Annotated in this window: 21 protein-coding genes; 16 read left to right on the plus strand and 5 right to left on the minus strand. The window is 71.8% G+C overall.

The annotated features are described in order from the left end of the window. Positions 1 to 566: 566 nt before the first annotated feature. From NDW01_RS04570 to NDW01_RS04625, 12 genes are all read left to right on the plus strand, one after another. Positions 567 to 1,709 (plus strand): NAD(P)/FAD-dependent oxidoreductase, encoded by a 1,143-nt coding sequence (locus NDW01_RS04570; protein ID WP_252816837.1) that lies wholly within the window; start codon positions 567 to 569, stop codon positions 1,707 to 1,709. Next, positions 1,706 to 1,957 carry a (2Fe-2S)-binding protein gene (locus tag NDW01_RS04575; protein ID WP_252816839.1) on the plus strand — a complete coding sequence of 84 codons (252 nt, stop codon included), beginning with the start codon at positions 1,706 to 1,708 and terminating at the stop codon, positions 1,955 to 1,957. The genes NDW01_RS04570 and NDW01_RS04575 overlap by 4 nt, the downstream gene beginning before the upstream one ends. Further along, the gene (locus tag NDW01_RS04580; RefSeq protein WP_252817382.1) at positions 1,950 to 3,347 is read left to right on the plus strand and encodes an FAD/NAD(P)-dependent oxidoreductase; all 1,398 of its coding nucleotides are present in this window, start codon (positions 1,950 to 1,952) and stop codon (positions 3,345 to 3,347) included. The genes NDW01_RS04575 and NDW01_RS04580 overlap by 8 nt, the downstream gene beginning before the upstream one ends. Positions 3,348 to 3,429: 82 nt before the next feature. After that, entirely contained in the window at positions 3,430 to 4,326 is an 897-nt protein-coding gene (locus tag NDW01_RS04585) for a dihydrodipicolinate synthase family protein (RefSeq protein ID WP_252816841.1), read from the plus strand. After that, positions 4,319 to 5,323 carry a 4-hydroxyproline epimerase gene (locus NDW01_RS04590; protein ID WP_252816843.1) on the plus strand — a complete coding sequence of 335 codons (1,005 nt, stop codon included), beginning with the start codon at positions 4,319 to 4,321 and terminating at the stop codon, positions 5,321 to 5,323. Before NDW01_RS04585 ends, NDW01_RS04590 begins: the two co-directional genes overlap by 8 nt. Positions 5,324 to 5,442: 119 nt before the next feature. Continuing rightward, positions 5,443 to 6,597, plus strand: coding sequence for a branched-chain amino acid ABC transporter substrate-binding protein (locus NDW01_RS04595; RefSeq protein ID WP_252786481.1), 1,155 nt, complete (start codon positions 5,443 to 5,445; stop codon positions 6,595 to 6,597). A 10-nt stretch (positions 6,598 to 6,607) separates the two neighbouring features. Then, positions 6,608 to 7,501, plus strand: a complete 894-nt coding sequence (locus NDW01_RS04600) for a branched-chain amino acid ABC transporter permease (RefSeq protein ID WP_252816845.1) — start codon at positions 6,608 to 6,610, stop codon at positions 7,499 to 7,501. Further along, on the plus strand, positions 7,498 to 8,490 hold the full coding sequence (locus tag NDW01_RS04605) for a branched-chain amino acid ABC transporter permease (protein ID WP_252816847.1): 993 nt from the start codon (positions 7,498 to 7,500) through the stop codon (positions 8,488 to 8,490). Before NDW01_RS04600 ends, NDW01_RS04605 begins: the two co-directional genes overlap by 4 nt. After that, on the plus strand, positions 8,490 to 9,299 hold the full coding sequence (locus NDW01_RS04610; RefSeq protein WP_252816849.1) for an ABC transporter ATP-binding protein: 810 nt from the start codon (positions 8,490 to 8,492) through the stop codon (positions 9,297 to 9,299). The genes NDW01_RS04605 and NDW01_RS04610 overlap by 1 nt, the downstream gene beginning before the upstream one ends. After that, a complete protein-coding gene (locus NDW01_RS04615; protein WP_252816851.1) occupies positions 9,283 to 9,993 on the plus strand; it encodes an ABC transporter ATP-binding protein in 711 nt (236 codons plus the stop codon). The genes NDW01_RS04610 and NDW01_RS04615 overlap by 17 nt, the downstream gene beginning before the upstream one ends. A 233-nt stretch (positions 9,994 to 10,226) precedes the next feature. Beyond that, positions 10,227 to 10,898: a GntR family transcriptional regulator gene (locus tag NDW01_RS04620; protein WP_252816853.1), complete on the plus strand. Its 672-nt coding sequence runs from the start codon at positions 10,227 to 10,229 to the stop codon at positions 10,896 to 10,898. A gap of 217 nt (positions 10,899 to 11,115) precedes the next feature. Next, complete coding sequence (locus NDW01_RS04625) at positions 11,116 to 11,940, plus strand: hypothetical protein (RefSeq protein WP_252816855.1); 825 nt, start codon at positions 11,116 to 11,118, stop codon at positions 11,938 to 11,940. Positions 11,941 to 11,950: 10 nt separating this feature from the next. Here NDW01_RS04625 and NDW01_RS04630 read toward each other — a convergent pair whose 3' ends face one another. Further along, positions 11,951 to 12,532, minus strand: coding sequence for a phospholipid scramblase family protein (locus NDW01_RS04630; protein WP_252816857.1), 582 nt, complete (start codon positions 12,530 to 12,532; stop codon positions 11,951 to 11,953). A gap of 55 nt (positions 12,533 to 12,587) precedes the next feature. After that, positions 12,588 to 13,445, minus strand: coding sequence for a DUF72 domain-containing protein (locus NDW01_RS04635; RefSeq protein WP_252816858.1), 858 nt, complete (start codon positions 13,443 to 13,445; stop codon positions 12,588 to 12,590). Positions 13,446 to 13,583: 138 nt separating this feature from the next. Here NDW01_RS04635 and NDW01_RS04640 point away from each other — a divergent pair, with 138 nt between their 5' ends. Continuing rightward, positions 13,584 to 14,363, plus strand: a complete 780-nt coding sequence (locus NDW01_RS04640) for a class I SAM-dependent methyltransferase (protein WP_252816860.1) — start codon at positions 13,584 to 13,586, stop codon at positions 14,361 to 14,363. 58 nt (positions 14,364 to 14,421) lie between these two features. Here NDW01_RS04640 and NDW01_RS04645 read toward each other — a convergent pair whose 3' ends face one another. Then, a complete protein-coding gene (locus NDW01_RS04645; protein WP_252816862.1) occupies positions 14,422 to 15,018 on the minus strand; it encodes a TetR/AcrR family transcriptional regulator in 597 nt (198 codons plus the stop codon). Between the two features lie 134 nt (positions 15,019 to 15,152). After that, entirely contained in the window at positions 15,153 to 15,737 is a 585-nt protein-coding gene (locus NDW01_RS04650) for a CGNR zinc finger domain-containing protein (protein ID WP_252816864.1), read from the minus strand. Positions 15,738 to 15,788: 51 nt separating this feature from the next. On the opposite strand from NDW01_RS04650, the gene NDW01_RS04655 reads away from it, so the two are divergent. The 3 genes from NDW01_RS04655 (at position 15,789) to NDW01_RS04665 (ending at position 19,429) form a co-directional block, all read left to right on the plus strand. Then, positions 15,789 to 17,237 (plus strand): MFS transporter, encoded by a 1,449-nt coding sequence (locus tag NDW01_RS04655; protein ID WP_252816866.1) that lies wholly within the window; start codon positions 15,789 to 15,791, stop codon positions 17,235 to 17,237. A 52-nt stretch (positions 17,238 to 17,289) separates the two neighbouring features. Beyond that, positions 17,290 to 18,411, plus strand: coding sequence for an epoxide hydrolase family protein (locus NDW01_RS04660; RefSeq protein ID WP_252816868.1), 1,122 nt, complete (start codon positions 17,290 to 17,292; stop codon positions 18,409 to 18,411). Between the two features lie 427 nt (positions 18,412 to 18,838). Next, a complete protein-coding gene (locus tag NDW01_RS04665) occupies positions 18,839 to 19,429 on the plus strand; it encodes a hypothetical protein (RefSeq protein ID WP_252816870.1) in 591 nt (196 codons plus the stop codon). On the opposite strand, the gene NDW01_RS04670 is transcribed toward NDW01_RS04665, so the two are convergent. Continuing rightward, entirely contained in the window at positions 19,402 to 20,028 is a 627-nt protein-coding gene (locus NDW01_RS04670) for a TetR/AcrR family transcriptional regulator (protein WP_252816871.1), read from the minus strand. The genes NDW01_RS04665 and NDW01_RS04670 overlap by 28 nt on opposite strands. Between the last annotated feature and the right edge of the window lie 85 nt (positions 20,029 to 20,113).

Consider the following 20,113-nt stretch of genomic DNA (forward strand, 5'->3'; position numbering starts at 1 on the left):
TTCCCCGCAGTGAGCCGCCCCCCTGGTGGGATGGCCGATCGGGGCACGGCCGGTACGGAGAAGGCCGGTACGAGAGCAGCCGCCATGAGAGGGGCCGGTACGAGAGCAGCCGGTACGAGAGGAGCCGGTACGGACCAAGCCGGTACGGAGAAGGCCGCTACGAGAGCAGCCGCCATGAGAGGGGCCGGTACGAGAGCAGCCGGTACGAGAGGAGCCGGTACGGACCAAGCCGGTACGGAGAGGGCCCGTTCGGACCCGGCCGGTACGAACCCGGTCGGTACGAAGGCCGCCGGTATGGACCAGGCCGCTATGTCGGTGTGCCGTACGAGCGCACCAGGATCCGGAGTTCCGAGTCGGAGCGCACCAGGTCCGAGCGCACCAGGTTCCGGGAAACCGGCTACGGGGGCGGCGGGTACAGCCGTCACACTTCCGAGCGCGGATCGACTCGAAGCAGGTCGTCCGAGACCACCAGGTACGGATGATCCGCGATAGGGAGTCTCATCCGGCCCGCGGTCAGCTGAGTGCCCTCTTGTGCGAGATGTGAGCCATGTGACATTTTACCGCTCGTGAGCAGTGCTGACGTGGTGATCGTCGGCGGTGGCGTCGTCGGTGCCGCGTGCGCGTACTACGCGGCGCGGGCCGGGCTGACGGTGACCGTCGTGGAGCGCGGCGCGGTGGCCGGAGGCACCACCGGGGCGGGGGAGGGCAATCTCCTCGTCTCCGACAAGGAGCCCGGGCCGGAGCTCGACCTCGCCGTCCTGTCCTCCGCGCGGTGGGCGGAGCTCGCCGCCGAGGACGGACTCGGCGCGGCGGTCGAGTACGAGCCCAAGGGCGGTCTCGTCGTCGCCGAGACCGAGGAGGGCGTGGCCGGGCTCGCCGGGCTGGCGGTCGAGCAGCGGGCCGCGGGCGTCGACGCGGTCGAGGTTCCCGCCGCCGAGCTGACCGGCTACGAGCCCCACCTCGCGCCCGACCTGGCCGGCGGCATGTTCTACCCGCAGGACGCGCAGGTCCAGCCGATGCTGGCCGCCGCGCACCTGCTGCGCGCGTCGGGAGCCGAGGTCCGTACGGGCGTCACCGTGACCGGGATGCTGCGAAGCGGCGACCGGGTCACCGGGGTCCGCACCGACCGGGGCGACCTCGCCGCCGGAGCGGTGGTGAACGCCGCCGGCACCTGGGGCGGGGAGGTCGCGGCCCTGGCCGGGGTGACCGTCCCGATCCTGCCGCGCCGGGGCTTCATCCTCGTCACCGAGCCGCTGCCGCCGCTGATCCGGCACAAGGTGTACGCGGCCGAGTACGTCGCGAACGTCGCGAGCGACGACGAGGGGCTGGAGTCCTCCGCCGTCGTCGAGGGCACCCCGGCCGGCACGATCCTGATCGGCGCCAGCCGCGAGCGGGTCGGGTTCGACCGCACGCTGTCGATGGCGGCGCTGCGGCGGCTGGCCCGCCAGGCGATCCGGCTGTTCCCGGCGCTCGGCGACGTCGCGGCGATCCGCGCCTACTGCGGGTTCCGGCCCTACTGCCCCGACCACCTGCCGGTCATCGGCCCCGACCCGCGCGCCGAGGGGCTGCTGCACGCCTGCGGCCACGAGGGCGCCGGGATCGGCCTGGCGGCGGCGACCGGCCACCTGCTCGCCCAGTCCCTCACCGGCGCGCCGCCGGACCTCGACCTGCACCCGTTCCGCCCCGACCGTTTCCCGGAGCACCCATGAGCCAGTTCGTCTTCGAGGGGCGGCCCGTGCCGTTCGAACCGGGCCAGAGCATCGGCGCCGCCCTGACCGCCGCGGGCATCCGCTCATGGCGTACGACGCGGTTCGGCGGGCGGCCGCGCGGGCTGTACTGCGGGATCGGCGTGTGCTTCGACTGCCTGGTCACCGTCAACGACCGCCCGTCGCTGCGGGCCTGCATGGTCGAGGCGCGGGAGGGCGACACGGTGGAGGGCGGTGACCGGGATGCGTGACCTGGTGGTGATCGGCGCGGGCCCGGCGGGCCTGGCGGCGGCGGTGGCCGCGGCGACGGCCGGACTGGACGTCGCGCTCGTCGACGCGGGACGAAGGCCCGGCGGGCAGTACTACCGGCACCACGCGGCCGAGACGGGCCGTCTCCACCACGATTGGGACGCCTTCGTACGGCTCCGGGGCGCGCTCGACCGGCTCACGTACCTGCCGGGGCACCGGGTGTGGCACGTCGAGGACGGGTTCACCGTGCACGCCCTCACCGGTGACCGCGACGAGCGCCCGGTACGGATCGGCGCGCGGGCGCTGGTCGTCGCGACGGGGGCGCACGACCGGTCGCTGCCGTTCCCCGGCTGGGACCTGCCGGGCGTGCTGACCGCGGGCGGCGCGCAGGCGCTGCTGAAGGGCGACCGGGTCACGGCGGGCGAGAGGATCGTCGTGGCGGGCACCGGACCGTTCCTGCTGCCCGTGGCCACCGGCCTGGCCGGGGCCGGCGCGACGATCGCCGGCGTCTTCGAGGCGAACCGCCCGTACGGCTTCGCCCGGCACGTCGCCCGGCACCCGGACAAGGCGCGGGAGGGCGCGGGCTACGCCGCCCTGCTGGCCCGGCATCGCATCCCGTACCGCACCGGCCACGCCGTCGTCGCCGCGCACGGGGACGACCGGGTCGAGGCGGTCACCGTCGCCCGTCTCGACCGGGACTGGGCGCCGGTGCGCGAGCGCGTCATCGCGTGCGACACGGTCGCGGTCGGTCATGGCTTCACACCGCAGCTGGAGCTCCCGCTGCAGCTCGGCTGCGCCACCCGGATGGACGCCGACGGCAGCCTGGTCGTCGCGGTCGACGTCGCGCAGCGCACCAGCGTGCCCGGCGTGTACGCTGCGGGGGAGACCACCGGGGTCGGCGGCGCGCAGCTCTCCCTCGTCGAGGGCGAGCTGGCCGGGCTGGCCGTCGCGGAGGCCGCGGGCGGGGTCGCCCCGGACCCGGCCGGCGTCCAGCGGCTGCTGGCCCGCCGCCGGCGGCTGCGCGCGTTCGCGGCGGCCATGCACGCGGCGTACCCGGTCCGTCCCGGCTGGATGGACCGGCTGCGGGACGACACGCTCGTCTGCCGCTGCGAGGAGGTGACCTGCGGGCGGCTGGCCGAGGCGGCCGAGCTCGGCGCCACCGGCCCGCGGTCGGCCAAGCTCCTCAGCCGGGCCGGCATGGGCCGGTGCCAGGGCCGGGTGTGCGGCTACGCGACGGCCTGGCTCACGACCGGCGTCTGCGGCCGGATCCCGGGCCCGGAGGACCTGCTCGGAACGGCGCGACGGCCGATCGCCCAGCCCGTACGCCTCCGCGACCTCGCCGGGGAGCCCGAGAACCCGCGCGACGAAAACCATCCGATTAACCCGGCATAACGGACGGATCACGAGTCCGGCCACGTATTGACGGCCGCGCTCGGTCCAACGTGAAATGTCACATCGCACAAGGGAGAACCGCATGAGTGTCCCCCGTAAGCCCTGGCACGGCGTCCTCGTCGCGACCGCGCTGCCGTTGCGCGAGGACCTGTCGGTCGACTTCGACCGGTACGCCGAGCACGTCCGCGGACTGATCGACGCGGGGTGCGACGGCGTGTGCCCCAACGGTTCGCTCGGCGAGTACCAGAACCTCACTCCCGACGAGCGGGCGCGGGTCGTGCGGACCGCCGTCGAGGCGATCGGCGGCGACCGGGTCGTGCCCGGGGTCGCGGCGTACGGCTCCGCGGACTCGCGGCGCTGGGCCGAGCAGGCCGCCGAGGCGGGCGCGTCCGCGGTGCTCCTGCTCCCGCCGAACGCCTACCGCGCGGACGACCGGATCGTCGAGGCCCACTACGCCGAGGTCGCCAAGGCGGGCATGCCGATCGTCGCGTACAACAACCCGTACGACACCAAGGTGGACCTGACCCCGGAACTGCTGGCCCGCCTGCACGGGGCCGGTCACATCGTCGCGGTCAAGGAGTTCAGCGGCGACGTGCGCCGCGCCTACCGGATCGCCGAGCTGGCCCCCGAGCTGGACCTGCTGATCGGCGCGGACGACGTGACGCTGGAGCTGGCCATCGCCGGCGCCAAGGGCTGGGTCGCCGGGTACCCCAACGCCCTGCCGAAGGCGAGCGTCGCGCTGTACCGGGCGGCCGTCGCGGGCGACCTGGAGCGGGCGCTGCCGCTGTACCGCGCGCTGCACCCGCTGCTGCGCTGGGACTCCCGTACCGAGTTCGTCCAGGCGATCAAGCTGTCGATGGACGTCATGGGCCGGTACGGCGGGCCCTGCCGCCCGCCCCGCCTTTCGCTGACCGAGGAGCAGGCCGCGACCGTGCGGGCCGCCACGGAGGCCGCCGCGCACCTGGAGAGCAATGCGTAGCAGGCACGTGTTCCACGCCGTGGACTCGCACACCGAGGGGATGCCGACCCGCGTCGTCACCGGCGGCGTCGGCGTCATCCCCGGCGCGACGATGTTCGAGCGGCGCGCGTACTTCATGGAGCACCTCGACCACATCCGCACGCTGCTGATGTACGAGCCGCGCGGGCACGCGTCGATGAGCGGCGCGATCCTGCAGCCGCCGACCCGGCCGGACGCCGACTACGGCGTGCTGTACATCGAGGTGTCCGGCTGCCTGCCGATGTGCGGGCACGGCACGATCGGCGTGGCCACCGTGCTGGTCGAGACCGGGATGGTCGAGGTCGTCGAGCCGGTCACCACGATCCGGCTGGACACGCCCGCCGGGCTCGTCGTCGCCGAGGTGGAGGTGCGCGAGGGCGCGGCGAGGAGCGTGACGATCCGGAACGTCCCGTCGTTCGTCGACGCCCTCGACCAGACCGTCGACGTGCCGGGCATCGGGCCCGTCACGTACGACATGGCCTACGGCGGCAACTTCTACGCGATCCTGCCGATCGAGCGGGTCGGGCTGCCGTTCGACCGGGAACGCAAGAACGACATCCTGACCGCCGGCCTGGCGATGATGGCGGCGATCAACGAGCAGCGCCACCCCGTGCACCCGGAGAACCCCGACATCGCGGGCTGCCACCACGTGCAGTTCGTCGCGCCCGGCTCGGACGCGAAGCACTCCCGGCACGCGATGGCGATCCATCCGGGGTGGTTCGACCGCTCGCCGTGCGGCACCGGCACCTCCGCCCGGCTCGCCCAGCTGCACGCGCGCGGGGAGCTCGCGCCGGGCGCGGAGTTCGTCAACGAGTCGTTCATCGGCAGCCGGTTCGTCGGCCGGATCGCCGAGGAGACCACCGTCGGCGGCTCGCGGCCCGCGATCGTCCCGGCCATCACCGGCCGGGCCTGGGTGACCGGCACGGCGCAGTACCTGCTCGACCCCGACGACCCCTTCCCCGAGGGGTTCCTCCTCTGACCTTCCGCTCCTTAAGACCCCGAACCGACCGCCCGACGCGGCGCGGCCGTCCCGGCCGCGCCGCCATCTCCCCGTACCCACTCTCCCCCTATCCGTCGCTCACGCATCGGAGATCCCCAATGATGAGGAAAGCAGCGCTCGGCGTCGCGCTGGCGGCGACCGCTCTGACCGCCTCGGCCTGTGGCCAGGGCGTGCTCGGCGGCGACAGCAAGAAGGACAAGGGCCCCATCCTGCTCGGGATGGACATCCCCCTGTCCGGGAGCAGCGCCGACATCGGCCCGTACATGAAGAACGGCGCCCAGATGGCGATCGACGAGATCAACGCGAAGGGCGGTGTGATCGGCCGCAAGCTGCAGCTGCGCGCCGAGGACGACGCCTGCGACCCGAAGACGGCGGTCGCCGCCGCGAACAAGCTGGTCGCCGCGAACGTCGCGGTCTCGGTCGGCGGGTACTGCTCGGGCGCGACCCTGCCCACGCTGCCGGTCTTCGACCGCCGCAAGATCCCGATGATCATCCCGGCGGCCAACTCCACCGAGCTGGTCGACCAGAAGCTCAAGCACGTGTTCTTCGTCAACGGCACCGGTGACCAGCAGGCCGTCGCCGCGATGACCTGGATGACCAAGAGCGGCGCCAAGCGGGTCGCGCTCCTGCACGACAACACGTCCTACTCCAAGGACATCGCGGTGCGCACCGCCGCCGAGCTCGACAAGCCGGGCGGCCCCGACAAGGCGACGCTGGACGCGGTCAACCCGGGGGAGAGCGACTACTCCGCGAACGTCGCCAATCTGCTGCGTTCCAAGCCCGACTTCGTCTACTGGACCGGCTACTACCAGGAGGGCGGCCTGATCCTGCGGCAGCTCCGGCAGGCCGGGTACAAGGGCAAATTCATGGTCGCCGACGGCTCGGTGGACGCCAAGCTCGTCAAGATCGCCGGGGGGACCGCCGCCGAGGGCGCGTACGCGACGATGACCCAGACCCCGGACACCATCCAGGGCGCGGAGAACTGGATCGCCGGCTACAAGCAGAAGTTCGGCGCCGACCCCGGCCCGTACTCCACCCAGTCCTACGACGCCGTGCGCGTCGCGGCCGAGGCCATCAGGAAGGCCGGCAGCACCGACGGCGACAAGCTCGTCACGGCGCTGGAGGGCATCAACGGGCTGCAGCTGTTCTCCGGTCCGCTGAAGTTCACCGACCGGCACACGCTCACCAGCGGCGGCTTCGTGATCCTCGTCGTCAAGAACGGCAAGTTCGTGCTCCAGGACGCGCTGAAGTAGGCCCCGGTCCATGTCACAGCTGATCTGGAACGGCCTGTTCGTCGGCTCGTTCTACGCCCTGGTCGCGCTGGGCTACAGCATGGTGTACGGCATCATCAAGCTGCTCAACTTCGCCCACGGCGACCTGTACATGCTCGGCGCGTTCAGCGGGTTCGCGATGCTCGGGGCGATGGGCGGGCTGGTGAAGTCCTCCTCGCTCGTCGCCCTGTTCGTCGTGCTGATCCTCACGATGGTGGCGACCGGCCTGTCCGGCGTCGTCATCGAGCGGGTCGCCTACCGGCCGCTGCGCGGCGCGCCCCGGCTCTCGCTGCTGATCACCGCGGTCGGCGCGTCGTTCGCCCTGGAGTACGGCACCCGCATCGTCGCCGGACCGAACCCGAAGGTCTACCAGGTCCGGCTCGACGGCACGGCGCTGCACGTCCTCGGCGCGCTGATCACCTGGCAGCAGCTCGCCCTGATGGCGGTCTCCATCGTCCTCATGGTCGCGCTGAACCTTCTGATCACCCGGACCCGGCAGGGCCGCGCGATGCGGGCCATCGCCCTGGACCCGAAGGCGTGCCTGCTCATGGGCATCGACGTCGACAAGGTGATCTCCCGGACGTTCTTCATCGGCTCCGCGCTCGCCGGGGCGGCGGGCGTCATGGCCGGCGGCTACTACGGGAAGATCGACTTCCTGATGGGCTTCATCATCGGGCTCAAGGCGTTCACCGCGGCGGTCATCGGCGGGATCGGCAACATCCCCGGCACGATGCTCGGCGGCCTGCTGCTCGGCCTGCTGGAGTCGTTCGGCACGCACTTCGTCGGCGGCCAGTGGCGCGACGTCTTCGCGTTCGGCTTCCTCATCCTGTTCCTGACCGTGCGGCCCACCGGCCTGCTCGGCGAACGCGTCACGGAGCGGGTATGAGCGCGGGAAAGGGCGCGACGGTGCAGGATCCGCCGGTGAAGCCGGTGAAGGGGCGGGGCCCGACGTTCGTCACGCGGTTCCTGGAGAGCCGGCACCTGGGCTGGGCGGGCCTGGCGATCGGGCTGCTCGCGCCGTTCGTCATCGCCACGCCGTACGCGATGGACGTGATGACCAGCGCGGTCGTCTTCGTCATGCTCGCCGTCGGGCTGAACATCGTCGTCGGCTACTGCGGCCTGCTCGACCTGGGGTACGCCGCGTTCTTCGCGGTGGGCGCCTACACCAGCGGGGTGCTGTCCACCGAGCTGAAGATCCCGCTGCTGGCGACGGTCCCGGCGGTCATCGTCGTGACGGTGCTCGCGGGCGTCATCATCGGCGGGCCGACGCTCCGGCTGCGCAGCGACTACCTGGCGATCGTGACGCTCGGCTTCGGGGAGATCATCCGGATCACCGCGAACAACCTGAGCATCACCGGCGGCCCGTCCGGGATCTACGGCATCCCCGGGCTGTTCGGCGACGCGACGTCCAGCCAGGTCGTCTTCTACTACGCCGTGCTGCTCATCGTCGCGGCGGCCGTGCTGCTCGCGGCGCGGCTCGGCCGGTCCCGGATCGGCCGGGCGTGGCGGTTCGTCCGCGAGGACGAGGACGCCGCCGAGGCGATGGGGATCAACACGTACAAGGTGAAGCTGGCCGCCTACATCGCGGGCGCGATCTGGGGCGGACTCGCCGGGGTGCTGTTCGCGGCGCAGCTGTCGGCGATCTCACCGGCCAGCTTCACGTTCCTGCAGTCGGCGCTCGTGCTGATGGCCGTCGTGCTCGGCGGCATGGGCTCCACGCCCGGCGTCGTGCTCGGCGCGATCGTGATCAGCCTGCTGCCGGAGGTGCTGCGCGGCCTGGCCGACTACCGGTTCTTCGCGTTCGGCGTGCTGCTGATCATCGTCATGATCGCTCGGCCGCAGGGCCTGTGGCCCCATCGATCGAGGGAGCGGTGATGCTGGAAGTCGAGGACCTTCGGCTGTCCTTCGGCGGTGTACTGGCCGTGGACGGGCTGTCATTCGGCGTCGGCGCGGGCGAGATCGTCTCGGTGATCGGCCCGAACGGCGCGGGCAAGACGTCGGCGTTCAACTGCGTCACCGGGTTCTACAAGCCCACGGCCGGCCGGATCCGCATTGACGGCGCGGACGTGACCGGGCGGCGGCCCTCCCTGATCGCCTCCCGGGGCGTCTCCCGCACGTTCCAGAACCTGCGGGTGTTCGGCGAGATGTCGGTGCTGGACAACGTACGGGCCGGCACGCACCTGTGGCTGCGCCAGCGGGTCGTCGACGCGCTGCTGCACACGCCCCGGTACCGCCGCAGCGAGCGCGAGGGCACCGAGGAGGCGCATAAGTGGCTCGACTTCGTCGGCCTCCGTGGTGACCGGGCCGGGCTCGTACGGAACCTGCCGTACGGTGAGCAGCGCCGGGTCGAGATCGCCCGCGCGCTGGCCCGTCGGCCGAAGCTGCTGCTGCTCGATGAGCCCGCCGCCGGGCTGAACCACGGCGAGAAGGCCGAGCTGCTCGACCTGATCCGGCGGATCCGCGACCTCGGCATCGCGATCGCGCTGATCGAGCACGACATGGGCCTGGTCATGGAGGTCTCCGACCGGGTCGTCGTGCTCAACTTCGGCCGGGAGATCGCCGACGGGCCGCCCGAACAGGTCCGCGCCGATCCGGCGGTCATCGAGGCGTACCTCGGGCGGGACGCCGACGAGGCGGAGATCGAGGCGGCCAGAGAGGAGGTCGGCGGTGCTCGAGGTGAGTGACCTGGAGGTGAGCTACGGCGGGGTCCAGGCCCTGCGCGGGCTGTCGCTGACCGTGGGCGAGGGTGAGATCGTCGCGCTGCTCGGCAACAACGGCGCCGGCAAGACGACGACGCTGTCCGCGGTGTCCGGGCTGGTACGGGCCGGCGCCGGGCGGATCACGTACGAGGGCGACGACATCACCCGCGAGGCGCCGCCGAAGATCGTCGGACGCGGCCTGGTGCACGTGCCGGAGGGGCGGCGGGTCTTCAGCACCCTGACCGTGCACGACAACCTGCTGCTCGGCGGCTACCTCGTGCGCGACGCCAAGGAACTGGCCCGCCGCGTCGACCGGGCGTACGCCCTGCTGCCGAAGCTCGCCGAGCGGCGTTCCCAGCAGGGCGGCACCCTCTCGGGCGGCGAGCAGCAGATGCTGGCCATCGGCCGGGCGCTGGTCGCCGGGCCCCGGCTGCTCATGCTCGACGAGCCGTCGATGGGGCTGGCCCCGCTGATCGTCGCGGCGGTCATGGACGTCATCCGCGACATCAACGAGGACGGCACCGCCGTCCTGCTCGTCGAGCAGAACGCGAAGGCCGCGCTCAAGATCGCCCACCGTGGCTACGTCATCGAGAACGGCCGCTGCGTGCTCGACGGGCCCGCGGCGGACCTGGCCGCCGACGCCCGCGTCGTCGAGGCGTACCTCGGCGGCGTGGCCTGACCCGCTCGACGCGTCGTGCCCGGTTCCCCGGGCACCGGTCACGACGCGTCGAGCAGAGACTCGAACGGAGAGACACCCGGTAGCGCGCCGAGGGCCCGGTCACGAGCGGCGACACCGCCCTGGCAGGATCGTCACCGTGGGCGTGAAGAGAGCGAAGGAGGGCGCTTGAGCGAGCGAAGCGAGCGAATCATGGGCACAGCGCCTCTGGTCGCTCCTCCGGCGAAGGAGGGCGCTTGAGCGAGCTGAACCTGCCGTCGCTGGGGGTGCGGCAGAACGTCCGCGACCAGATCGCGCAGGCGCTGCGTGCCTCGCTCGTCGCCGGGGAGATGCGGCCCGGCGTCGTCTACTCCGCGCCCGCGCTGGCCGAACGGTTCGGCGTCTCGCCCACCCCCGTTCGCGAGGCGATGCTGGACCTGGTCAAAGAGGGCCTGGTCACCGTCGTACGGAACAAGGGCTTCCGGGTCACCGAGCTGTCCGACCGGGACCTGGACGACATCACCGAGGTTCGCGCGCTCATCGAGGTGCCGACCGTGGGCCGGGTCGCCGCGTCGCCCGACGGGGTCGAGAGGCTGCGCCCGATGGCGGAGGCGATCGTCGCCGCCGCCGAGCGCCGCGACATCCTCGCCTACATCGAGGCCGACCAGACGTTCCATCTGGAGCTGCTCGCCCTGGCCGGCAACGCGCAGCTGGTCGAGGTGGTCCGTGAGCTGCGGCACCGCTCCCGCCTGTACGGCGTGCCCAAGCTCGCCGAGCGCGGCGAACTGCTGCCCTCGGCGCGGGAGCACCTGACCCTGCTCGACGTGATCGCGCGCGGTGACGTCAAGGGCGCCGAGACGCTGATGCGTCACCACCTGCGGCACGTCCGCGGCATCTGGGCCGGCCCCGCCAAGGCGACCGGCGGCTGACCCGCAGGCCCGTCAAGGCGCCGACCGCGGGCCCGTCAAGTAACTCGCCCGCGGGCCCGTCGAGGTGACCGGCGGCCGCTCGCGCGGGCCGTACTCCGCCCGGAGTAGCCGGCGTGCCGGCGGGCTACCCCGCCCGGAGCAGCGGCGCTGCCTCTTCCCGACGGACGATCCGTCCGGGGCTGTCCCGCCATCCTTCGGGGGAGCGAAGGAGGGGCGCATGACAGTTCCATCGACCGCCGCTCAGGACGCCGGAACGGCCCGTACGGTCCCGCGTGCGATCTTGGGTCGGGCCCGTGCCCACTGGGCGGGCCGCCGGCGGATCGAGCGTCTCTGCCACGTCGTCGGCGCGGTGCTGATCGCCTCGGGGCTGTTCCACTTCGGCGTGTTCCTGGTGCGCGGCGGGCCGTGGGAGGGGCCGGTGTCCTGGCGCAAGCCGACGACGTTCGGCCTGTCGTTCGGGCTGACGCTGATCTCGATCACCTGGGTTGCGTCGTACCTGCTGCTGAGCCCGCGCGTACGGTCGTGGCTCCTCGGGGTCTTCGCCGCCGACTGTGTGCTGGAGGTCGCCGGCATCACCGTGCAGGCGTGGCGGCACGTGCCGTCCCACTTCGACACCGAGACGCCGCTGAGCACGGCGATCGCCATGAGTCTCGCCTTCGGCGGTGCCGTCCTCATCGTCGTGCTCGGCGCCCTGGCGGTCACGGCGTTCCGGGGGAGGACGCGTGGCCCGGCGGACCTGCGGCTGGCCCTCCGGGCGGGCTTCGGGCTGCTGATGGTGGGCCTGGCGACCGGGGCGGCCATGATCGCCAAGGGCGAGGTGCTGATCCGTTCCGGTCACCGGCAGGAGGCGTACGACACGGCAGGATCGTTGAAATGGGTGCACGGCATCACCCTGCACGCGGTCCTCGTGCTCCCCGCCCTGGCGGTGCTGCTGAACGCGCTGGGCCGGCCGCCGGAGCGCCGGTACCGCGCGGTCGCCGCCGCCACCGGCCTCTACGCGGCCGCCGCCGTCGTCGCCCTGATGATCTCCCTCGTCCGCTGAGGCGGACCGCTCACATCGGGCCGAACAGGGACAGGTCAAGCATGATCGCCAGCATGACGGTGAGGGTGCGGGCCGGCTCGGAGATGTCCCGGTTGAACTCGATCTTGTAGTGGTCCGAGGGGGTGAGCCACTCCTTCACCGGCCCGGCCCAGGTCTTGCTCACGTGGGCGATCCGGGCGCCCGAGGCCGCGGTGACCTGGAAGTGTTTGAGCGACAGCTCTCCGACGGCGGTCGCCACGACCTGCTCCTGGTCGTCGGTAAGTTTGTAATGACGGGTCGTCCCGGTCGCGCGGATCCGGCCGACCAGGCCGCCGTCCGGCCCGTGGACCTCGGCGAGCCGCCCGTTCGGATGCCGGGTCAGCAGGAGGATCGCCTGGTCGTCGGTGCCGGTGACCGTGAGGATGCGCGCGCCCGGCGGCGGCGCGGTGGGCAGAGTCGCCTTCAGCATTTGCAGACGGGTGCGCCGATCGGTCTCCGTGGCGAACGCCAGGCGATTCCGCTTGTCATCGAGAATCTCGTAGCTCGCCTGGGTCGGGAGGATTTTTCCGGGTTGCCGCAGCCGCACGACGGGGGAATCGAAGAGGACGTCCACACTCACTGAGTATGCCGTGTGTAAATGCTTTCCGTACCGGCCGCCAGGCTCTCCGTCAGAAGAGGGTCGGCGGCTCGGCGGGCGCCCGCATCGGCTCCGGCAGCGGTTCGAGCTCCGGAAGCCGGGCCCGTACGTCCTCGTGGAACCGGCGGGCGAGCTGCAGCGCCTCGGCGTTGTCCGGGGTGTGGATGAAGACCGTCGGCGAACGGCCTTCCCGCAGCCATCCGGCGACCTGGCCGACCCATCCCCGCCAGCCGGCGACCGTTTCGTCCACGGAGTCACGGCCGATGTACCGGACGATGGGCCGGTCGGTGAGGGCGACCGTGCGTCGTGCGACGCGCGGCTTGCGCGTCCAGGCGTCGCGCTCCATGTCGCTCGTCGGCGGGGTCTGGAAGAGCGCCGTGGTGTCGAACGGGATCCACTCCGCACCGACGCCGGCGAGGGCCTTCTCGAGGAGCGCCGCGGCTCCCGGATCCTCGAAGAACGCGCGGTGCCGTACCTCGACGGCGTACCGGTGCGAGGGCGGGAGCCGGCGCAGGAAGGCCGCCAGCACCCCGACGTCGGCCGGCGCGAACGCCGGCGGCAGCTGGATCCAGAGCGCGTGGGCCCGCGGCCCGAGCGGCTCGATGGCGTCCAGGAAGGCGCGGAGTTCGGCGCCGACGTCCCCGAGGCGGCGCACATGCGTGATCGACTTGGGCATTTTCAGGACAAAGCGGAAATCCTCGTCGGTCTGACCCGCCCAGGTCTCCACCGTGCCACGCGCTGGAATGGCGTAGAAGGTGGTGTTCCCCTCGACCGCATTGCACCAGCTCGCGTACGCCTTCAGCCGTTCCTGCGGAGGAAGCGGATGAGGCAGGAATCGCCCCTGCCATGGCGCATGGGTCCACATCGCACATCCCACATGAAGCCGCACGCACGCGACGCTACCCAAATCCCGGCGGTCCAGTGCTGGGGGCATTCGGAAACGGGTCCACCGGTGACCCGGCCGGTGCCGCGGGTGTCCGGAAAACCGGTTCCCGAGGCCGCTGGCGGTGTGGAAGGCTCGCTCGTCATGGGAGAGCGGAAAGCGGACGGCAGCGCGGGCGACGCGGACTACGGCACGATCGGAACCGGGTACAGCGACTACCGCAGGCCGGACGACCGTATCGCCCGGCTCATCGCCGAGGCCCTGGGAGGCGCGCGGACGGTGGTCAACGTCGGCGCGGGCGCCGGTGGCTATGAGTCCGTGGCGCCGGACGTCACCCCGGTGGAGCCGTCGGCGTCCATGCGCGCCCAGCGGCCCGCCCATCTGCCGCCCGCCGTGGACGCCACGGCGGAGCACCTGCCGTTCGCCGACGACGCCTTCGACGCCGCGATGACGACGTTCAGCGTTCACCAGTGGAGCGACCTGAAGGCGGGCCTGCGGGAGATGCGGCGCGTCGCCCGCGGCCCCGTCGTCATCCTGACCTGCGACCCGGACCTGGTCCGGAACTTCTGGCTGTACGAGTACGCCCCGCTGGTCCTGGACACCGAGGCCCGCCGGTACCCGGCGATCGGCGACATCACCGAGGTGCTCGGCGGCGAGGCGTCGGTGCGGCCGGTGCCCATCCCCGCCGACTGCACCGACGGGTTCAACGAGGCGTACTACGCGCGGCCGGAACGCCTCCTCGACCCCGGGGCACGGCAGGCGTGCTCGGCGTGGAGCTTCGTCGAGCCGGCACTGAGCGAGCAGTACGTGCAACGCCTCCGAGGCGACCTCGAATCCGGCGCATGGGACGAGCGGCACGGCGCCCTGCGCCGGCAGCCGTATCTGGAGGGTTCGCTGGTCCTCGTCCGCGCGGTTCCGGCCTGACGCGGCCTGCCCGGCCGAGTCGTCCCGGCCGCCCGGGCCATGGGACCGGTGCGGCGGGTCAGTCCCGAGGGCCGGTCCGGGCGGCGGGCAGCAGGGCGAGCGCGGCCTGGCGGGCGTGCTCACCCGCGCCGGCCGCGTCGTGGTGCGCGGCGACGACGGTCGCCCCTTCGACGAGCATGAGCCACTGCCGTCCCAGGGCCGATGGATCGGCGGCCCCGGCGCGTTCGGCGATGCCGGTCAGGAGTTCGAGGTAGCCGTCCAGGTGGCGCGCGGTGATGTCGCGTACGGACGCGACGTGGTGCTGTGCGGCGGCGTTCAGCATCGCGCAGCCGCGGAACACCGGGTCGTCGTACCACTCCTGCAGGGCGTCGAACACCGCGGTGAGCTGGTCGGCGGGGTCCTGCCCGGCGGCCTCGGCGGCCTCGGCCAGCCATCGGGTCACCCGCTCGCTGCGCGCCTCCAGCATGGCTTCGACCAGGCCGTCCTTCGTGCCGAAGTGCCGGTAGAGCGTCTCCTTGGAGATCCCGAGCCGGGCGCACAACTCGGCGACGCCGATGCCGTCGAGGCCGCGCTCGTACAGCAGGGGAGTGGCCGTCTCCAGGATCGCGGCGCGGGTGCGCGCCGGGTCGATCGTCGCGCCTTTGCGAACCGGCATGCCATAGACCGTACCGCCCGGTTCGATGAGCCGCCATCGTCCGAGAACCACCCCGTACGAGCGGCGATGACGGCAGGCCGGATGCCATCATCGCCTGCCGCCGGAGCCGGCCTGGAAGGGTCAGGTGCCGGCGCTCAACGCGGGCTGCGCCGGCTCCGGTAGGCCGCGACGCTGGCCCGGTGTGCGCAGGTTCGGGTGCAGTACTGCTTCGAGCCGTTGCGCGAGAGGTCCACGAAAGTGGCCCGGCAGGTCGGCCCGGCACATACGCCGAGACGAGCGGGGCCGAGCGTGGCGATCACGGAGGCCAGTGCGCTGAGCGTAGTCGCGGCAAGGTGCGCCGAGCAGCGGTCGGTGTCGGAGGTCACCTCGGTCCACCAGCGGTCGTCCTCGTGGCGCAGTAGCAGGGTGGCACGGCTGCGACGCAGACCGTCGTTGATCAGAGCCGCAGCTTCGACCGCGTCCGCGTTCGCCCGTTCGAGCACCTCACGCACGGTTTCGCGCAACGCGCGGACTTCCGCCAGGTCGGCGCGGGTGAGATGCCGCGGACCGGTCCCTTGGTTCGCGGCCGAACTCGGAGGCTCAGCCGCGGGATGGTCGTCAAGGAAGTCCCGGAGCTGCTCCACGGTCTCGAGCGCGTCCTCTCCCTTGATCGGCCTCAAGGTGTTGGCCAGGTCGACGGCCGTCTGGACCGCCAATGGGCTGTAATACGCATCCCGCATTTGACGTATCTCCTCGCCGCCTCGTAACGTTACACGCAAATGAGCTTTCGCATGTCACAACATACCCGGCAGGGGACGACGCCGCAGACGATCCCGTCTGGAGGGTCCCCGGCACCGGAGCGAACCGACGCCCCGGACGGGCGTCGGCTGGGGCTGACTTTGGGGATGCTGGTGCTGCCGATGTACGTGGCACTGGGTGCGCCGTCGGTGGCCCTGCCGGCCATCGGCCGCGCACTCGCGGTGCCGTTCGGGGCCACCGCATGGATTCTCGCCGCGTGGTCGCTGACCTCCGCGCTCGCGATGCCGGTCGCGGGTCGGCTACTGGTCCGCTGGAGCCCCTTCCAGGTCCTCGTCGCCGGGGTCGTGGCGCTCGCCGCGGGCTCCGTGCTCGCCGGAGCCGGGCCGACACTGTCCGTCGTGATCGTCGGCCGACTGATCGGCGGCGCCGGGGCGGGCGCGACCGTGATCGCCGTCTTTGCCGCGGCCACCGCCCTTCCCCGGCGGCAACGGATCCGCGCCCTGGGAATCATCGCGGCCGCCAGCGCGACGGCGTCGGGGTGCGGGACACTGTTGGGCGGGGCGGTGACCGCATGGTTCGGGTGGCGTGCCGTGCTCGCGATCCCGGTCCTCGCGCTGCCCTTCCTGCTGGCCGCATTGCCGAGTAGGCGCGCGCTGACGCGGAGCGGTAGCGGCTGCGAGCGAAACGGCTCGACCGGGCGACTCGATATCGTCGGCGCGGCCGTGCTGTCGGTACTCGCCGGCTCCTTGATCACGTTGCTGCAGGCACACTCGGTCGGCCTGTCCGCTCCGGTCACGCTCGTCGTGGCTGCCGCCGGGGCGCTCGCCGCTGTGGGACTGTGGTGGCGCGTGCGAAGCACGCCCGACGGGTTCGTGCCTCGGCGGGTGATCGCATCCCGCGGCTTCCTGGCGGCCGGGCTCATCGGCGGGACCGTCTTCGCCGGCTACTACGGGGTGCTGTTCCGCGCCCCGTCCCTGATCGAGCAGGCCACGGGCGGTGGCCCCCTGGAAGCCGGCGTGCTCTTGGTCCCGGCCGCCGCCTGCTCGGTGCTGGCCGGGCGGCTGGTCGGCACCTTGACCGACCGGTTCACCGGCTGGCAGGTGTCGGCCGGGCTTGCGGCACTCACCGTCGTCGGCGTGCTCGTGGTCGCGATCTTCACCGGGCCGATTCCGATTGTCGTCGGCACGGCGTTGACCGTGTGCGGGTTCGCCGGCGCCCAAGCCGTACTGGTGAGCCTCGCGCCGGACCTGGTCGCCGCGGACGACCGCGACACCGCACAGAGCCTGCTCAACTTCATGAACGCCCTGGGTGGCGGGATCGGTCCGGCCGCTGTCGCGGGCCTGTCCGGCATCGTGCCGGTGCCGGTGGCCCTCGCCGTGCTCGCGGCGCTCCCCCTGGCCGGACTCGTCCTCAGCCTGACCCGGCGCCCTATCGCCGACCGCCGCCCCGAACCCGACGCAACGCGTGGGAGCCCGCGATGACGGTCCACCTGCATCTGATCCGATAACGCCTTGACCAGTAGGGAGCCTTGCCATGTCCGCCGAGCCATTCGAGGTCAGCATCACCGAAGCCGAGATCGCGGACCTGCGTGAACGATTGCGACGGACACGGTGGCCCGAGCGCGAGCCGGTGGACGACTGGTCACAGGGTTTGCCGCTGGCGTATGCGCAGGAGCTGTGCCGCAGCTGGGCCGAGGACTACGACTTCGGGTTCGCCGAGCGGCTGAACGTGTTCCCGCAGTACCGCGACACGATCGACGGGCTGGGCATCCACTTCCTGCACGTCCGCTCGCCGGAGCCGGACGCGTTCCCGCTCGTGCTCACGCACGGGTGGCCGGGTTCGGTTCTCGAGTTCCTGGAGGTCCTCGGCCCGCTGACCGACCCGCGCGCGCACGGCGGGGACCCGGCGGACGCGTTCCACGTGGTCGCGCCGTCGTTGCCCGGGTACGGCTGGAGTGACAAGCCGTCGACGACCGGGTGGGGCATCACTCGCACCGCGCGCGCCTGGGACACGTTGATGGTCTCGCTGGGTTACGAACGGTACGGCGCGCAGGGCGGTGACTGGGGTTCGGCAGTGTCCGGCGCGCTGGGCGAGGTGGCGCCCGAGCGGGTCGCCGGCGTGCACCTGAACCTGGGATCCGTGGCGGCGGGCACGTTCGACGACCCGACGCCCGCGGAGCTGGCGAATCTCGAGGCCGAGAAGGAGATGCAGCGCACCGGCCGGGGGTACTCGGCGATCCAGGCGACCCGGCCGCAGACGCTCGGCTACGGCCTCACCGACTCCCCGGCCGGGCAGGCCGCCTGGATCGCCGAGAAGTTCTGGGCGTGGACGGACAACGACGGCCATCCCGAGGACGCGTTGTCGCGGCAGACGATCCTCGACGAGATCTCGGTCTATTGGTTCACCGCGTCGGCCACGTCGTCGGCGCGCCTGTACTGGGAGAGCTTCGCCAACTTCCGGGACAAGGTGACCGCGCCATCCGGGCTGTCGGTCTACCCGCGCGACATAACCCGCCCGTCGAGGCGGGAGGCCGAGCTGCGGTTCACCGACCTGCGCTGGTTCGAGGAGCTGCCGCATGGTGGCCACTTCGCCGCGCTGGAGCAGCCGGAGTCGCTGGTCAAGCAGGTGCGCGGGTTCTTCCGCCTGTTCCGCTGACTATTCGTGCCACGCGCTCTCCTCCGAGTCCTCGTCATCGAGCAGGGTTCGTAGCCGGACCAGTGGCCCCAACGCCCGCCCCGCCGACTCGGTGATCGGCGTCGAGCGCCTCACCGCCGATCAGCTGCCGCAAACGCCTGAACACTGTGCGCGCCGTCTCCCTGAGAGGTTGATGAGGAGGCGCAGGCTACCGCTCGACGCGTCGGATCTTGGGGCGGGCCCGGAGGGGGCGGCCATGGTGTCACCGGACCAGGCGGACGTATGGGGTCACCGCACTAGCGGGGAGCATCCTCCGCGCAAAGATCGGCCAACTGCGATGGCGGATCCGTTCACCGCCGACGCCGGGATGATTCGCTTCCCTCGCATCCCGTCGCCCGAAGACATCGACCGGATCGCGAAATCTCCGCATAATCGACGAAAGGCTCTCATGTCGACGAAGTCCTTGCGCTTCCTGCCCGTGGGCCTCGCGGCCGGCTCGCTGCTGGCCGCCATGGCTCTGACCACCGCGGCGCCCGCGTCCGCCTCCCCGGCCGGGAAGCGGCAGACCGTGGTCACCGCGCTCGGCTACAACAGCACCGACTGGAGGTACCTGCAGGTGCCACCGGCGGCCGACCAGCCGCTCTTCGCCGACCGGAGTTTCGACGACAGCGGCTGGCCCTCCGGTCAGGAGGGCTTCGGGACCGTCAACCGCACGTGCAAGTGGAACAATCCCGCGAACGTCAAGACCAACTGGGCCGTCAACACGGACATCCTCGCACGTCACTGGGTGCACATCCCGCGGGACGCCCAGGAGGTCCGCATTCAGGGGACCGTGGACAACGACGCGAGCGTCTATTTCAACGGCCATCTGCTCCAGGCCGCCAAGAGCGGCAACTGCAACGCCGGCGCCATCGACGTCGTCGTTCCGGCCAATTATCTGGACTGCTGCAACCTGCTCGCCGTCCGGGGCCACGACTACGGTCTCGCGACCTACCTCAATGTCGCGGTGACCTACGTCAAGCCGACTCCCGCCGCCTGACAGGCCGCCAGGGCCAGTTCGGCGGTCTCGGCGAGCTCGGCCGCCGTGGCGCCATCACGGGCGCGTTGTGACATGCCCTGGATGACCGCCGCGAAATACGCGGCGAGGGCGCGCGGATCGGCCGTGGCAGGCAGTTCGCCTTTTCGCTGGGCGGTCCGCAGGCGGGTCTCGAATGCGGCCAGGTTCGTGTTACGCAGGTCGCGCAGCAAGGTCGCCACCTCCGCGTCCTGGACGGTGACGTTGGTCGCGGCGCTGATGGTCAGGCAGCCGGCCGGGTGGGAGGGGTCGGGGTAGACGGCCGCGGCCTCGCGCAGGATACGGCGGAACGCCTCCCGGGCCGTGGGCTCCTCCTTCAGCGCGACGCCCACGAACGCGCCGGCGGGAGAGCGCCCGTAGGCCCGCACCACCTCTTTGAACAGGCCCTTCTTGTCGCCGAACGCCACGTACAGGCTCCCGGGCCGGATGTCCATCGCCTTGGTCAGCTCGCCGATGGAGGTGGCCTCGTAGCCGTGCTCCCAGAACAACCGGGTGGCGGCCGCGAGGGCCCTCGTCCGGTCGAACGCCGGCGGCCGTCCGCGCTTCGCGCCTGCTTCACTCACGCCGTCATTTTAGAAGGATCACTCAACAAACATGCTAGGGTCCCCCTTTGTTGAGTGATCCCTCAAGAAATAGGGGCGTACGTGG

It is taken from the genome of Actinoallomurus soli, from assembly GCF_024055715.1.
Taxonomy (GTDB): Bacteria; Actinomycetota; Actinomycetes; order Streptosporangiales; family Streptosporangiaceae; genus Actinoallomurus; species Actinoallomurus soli.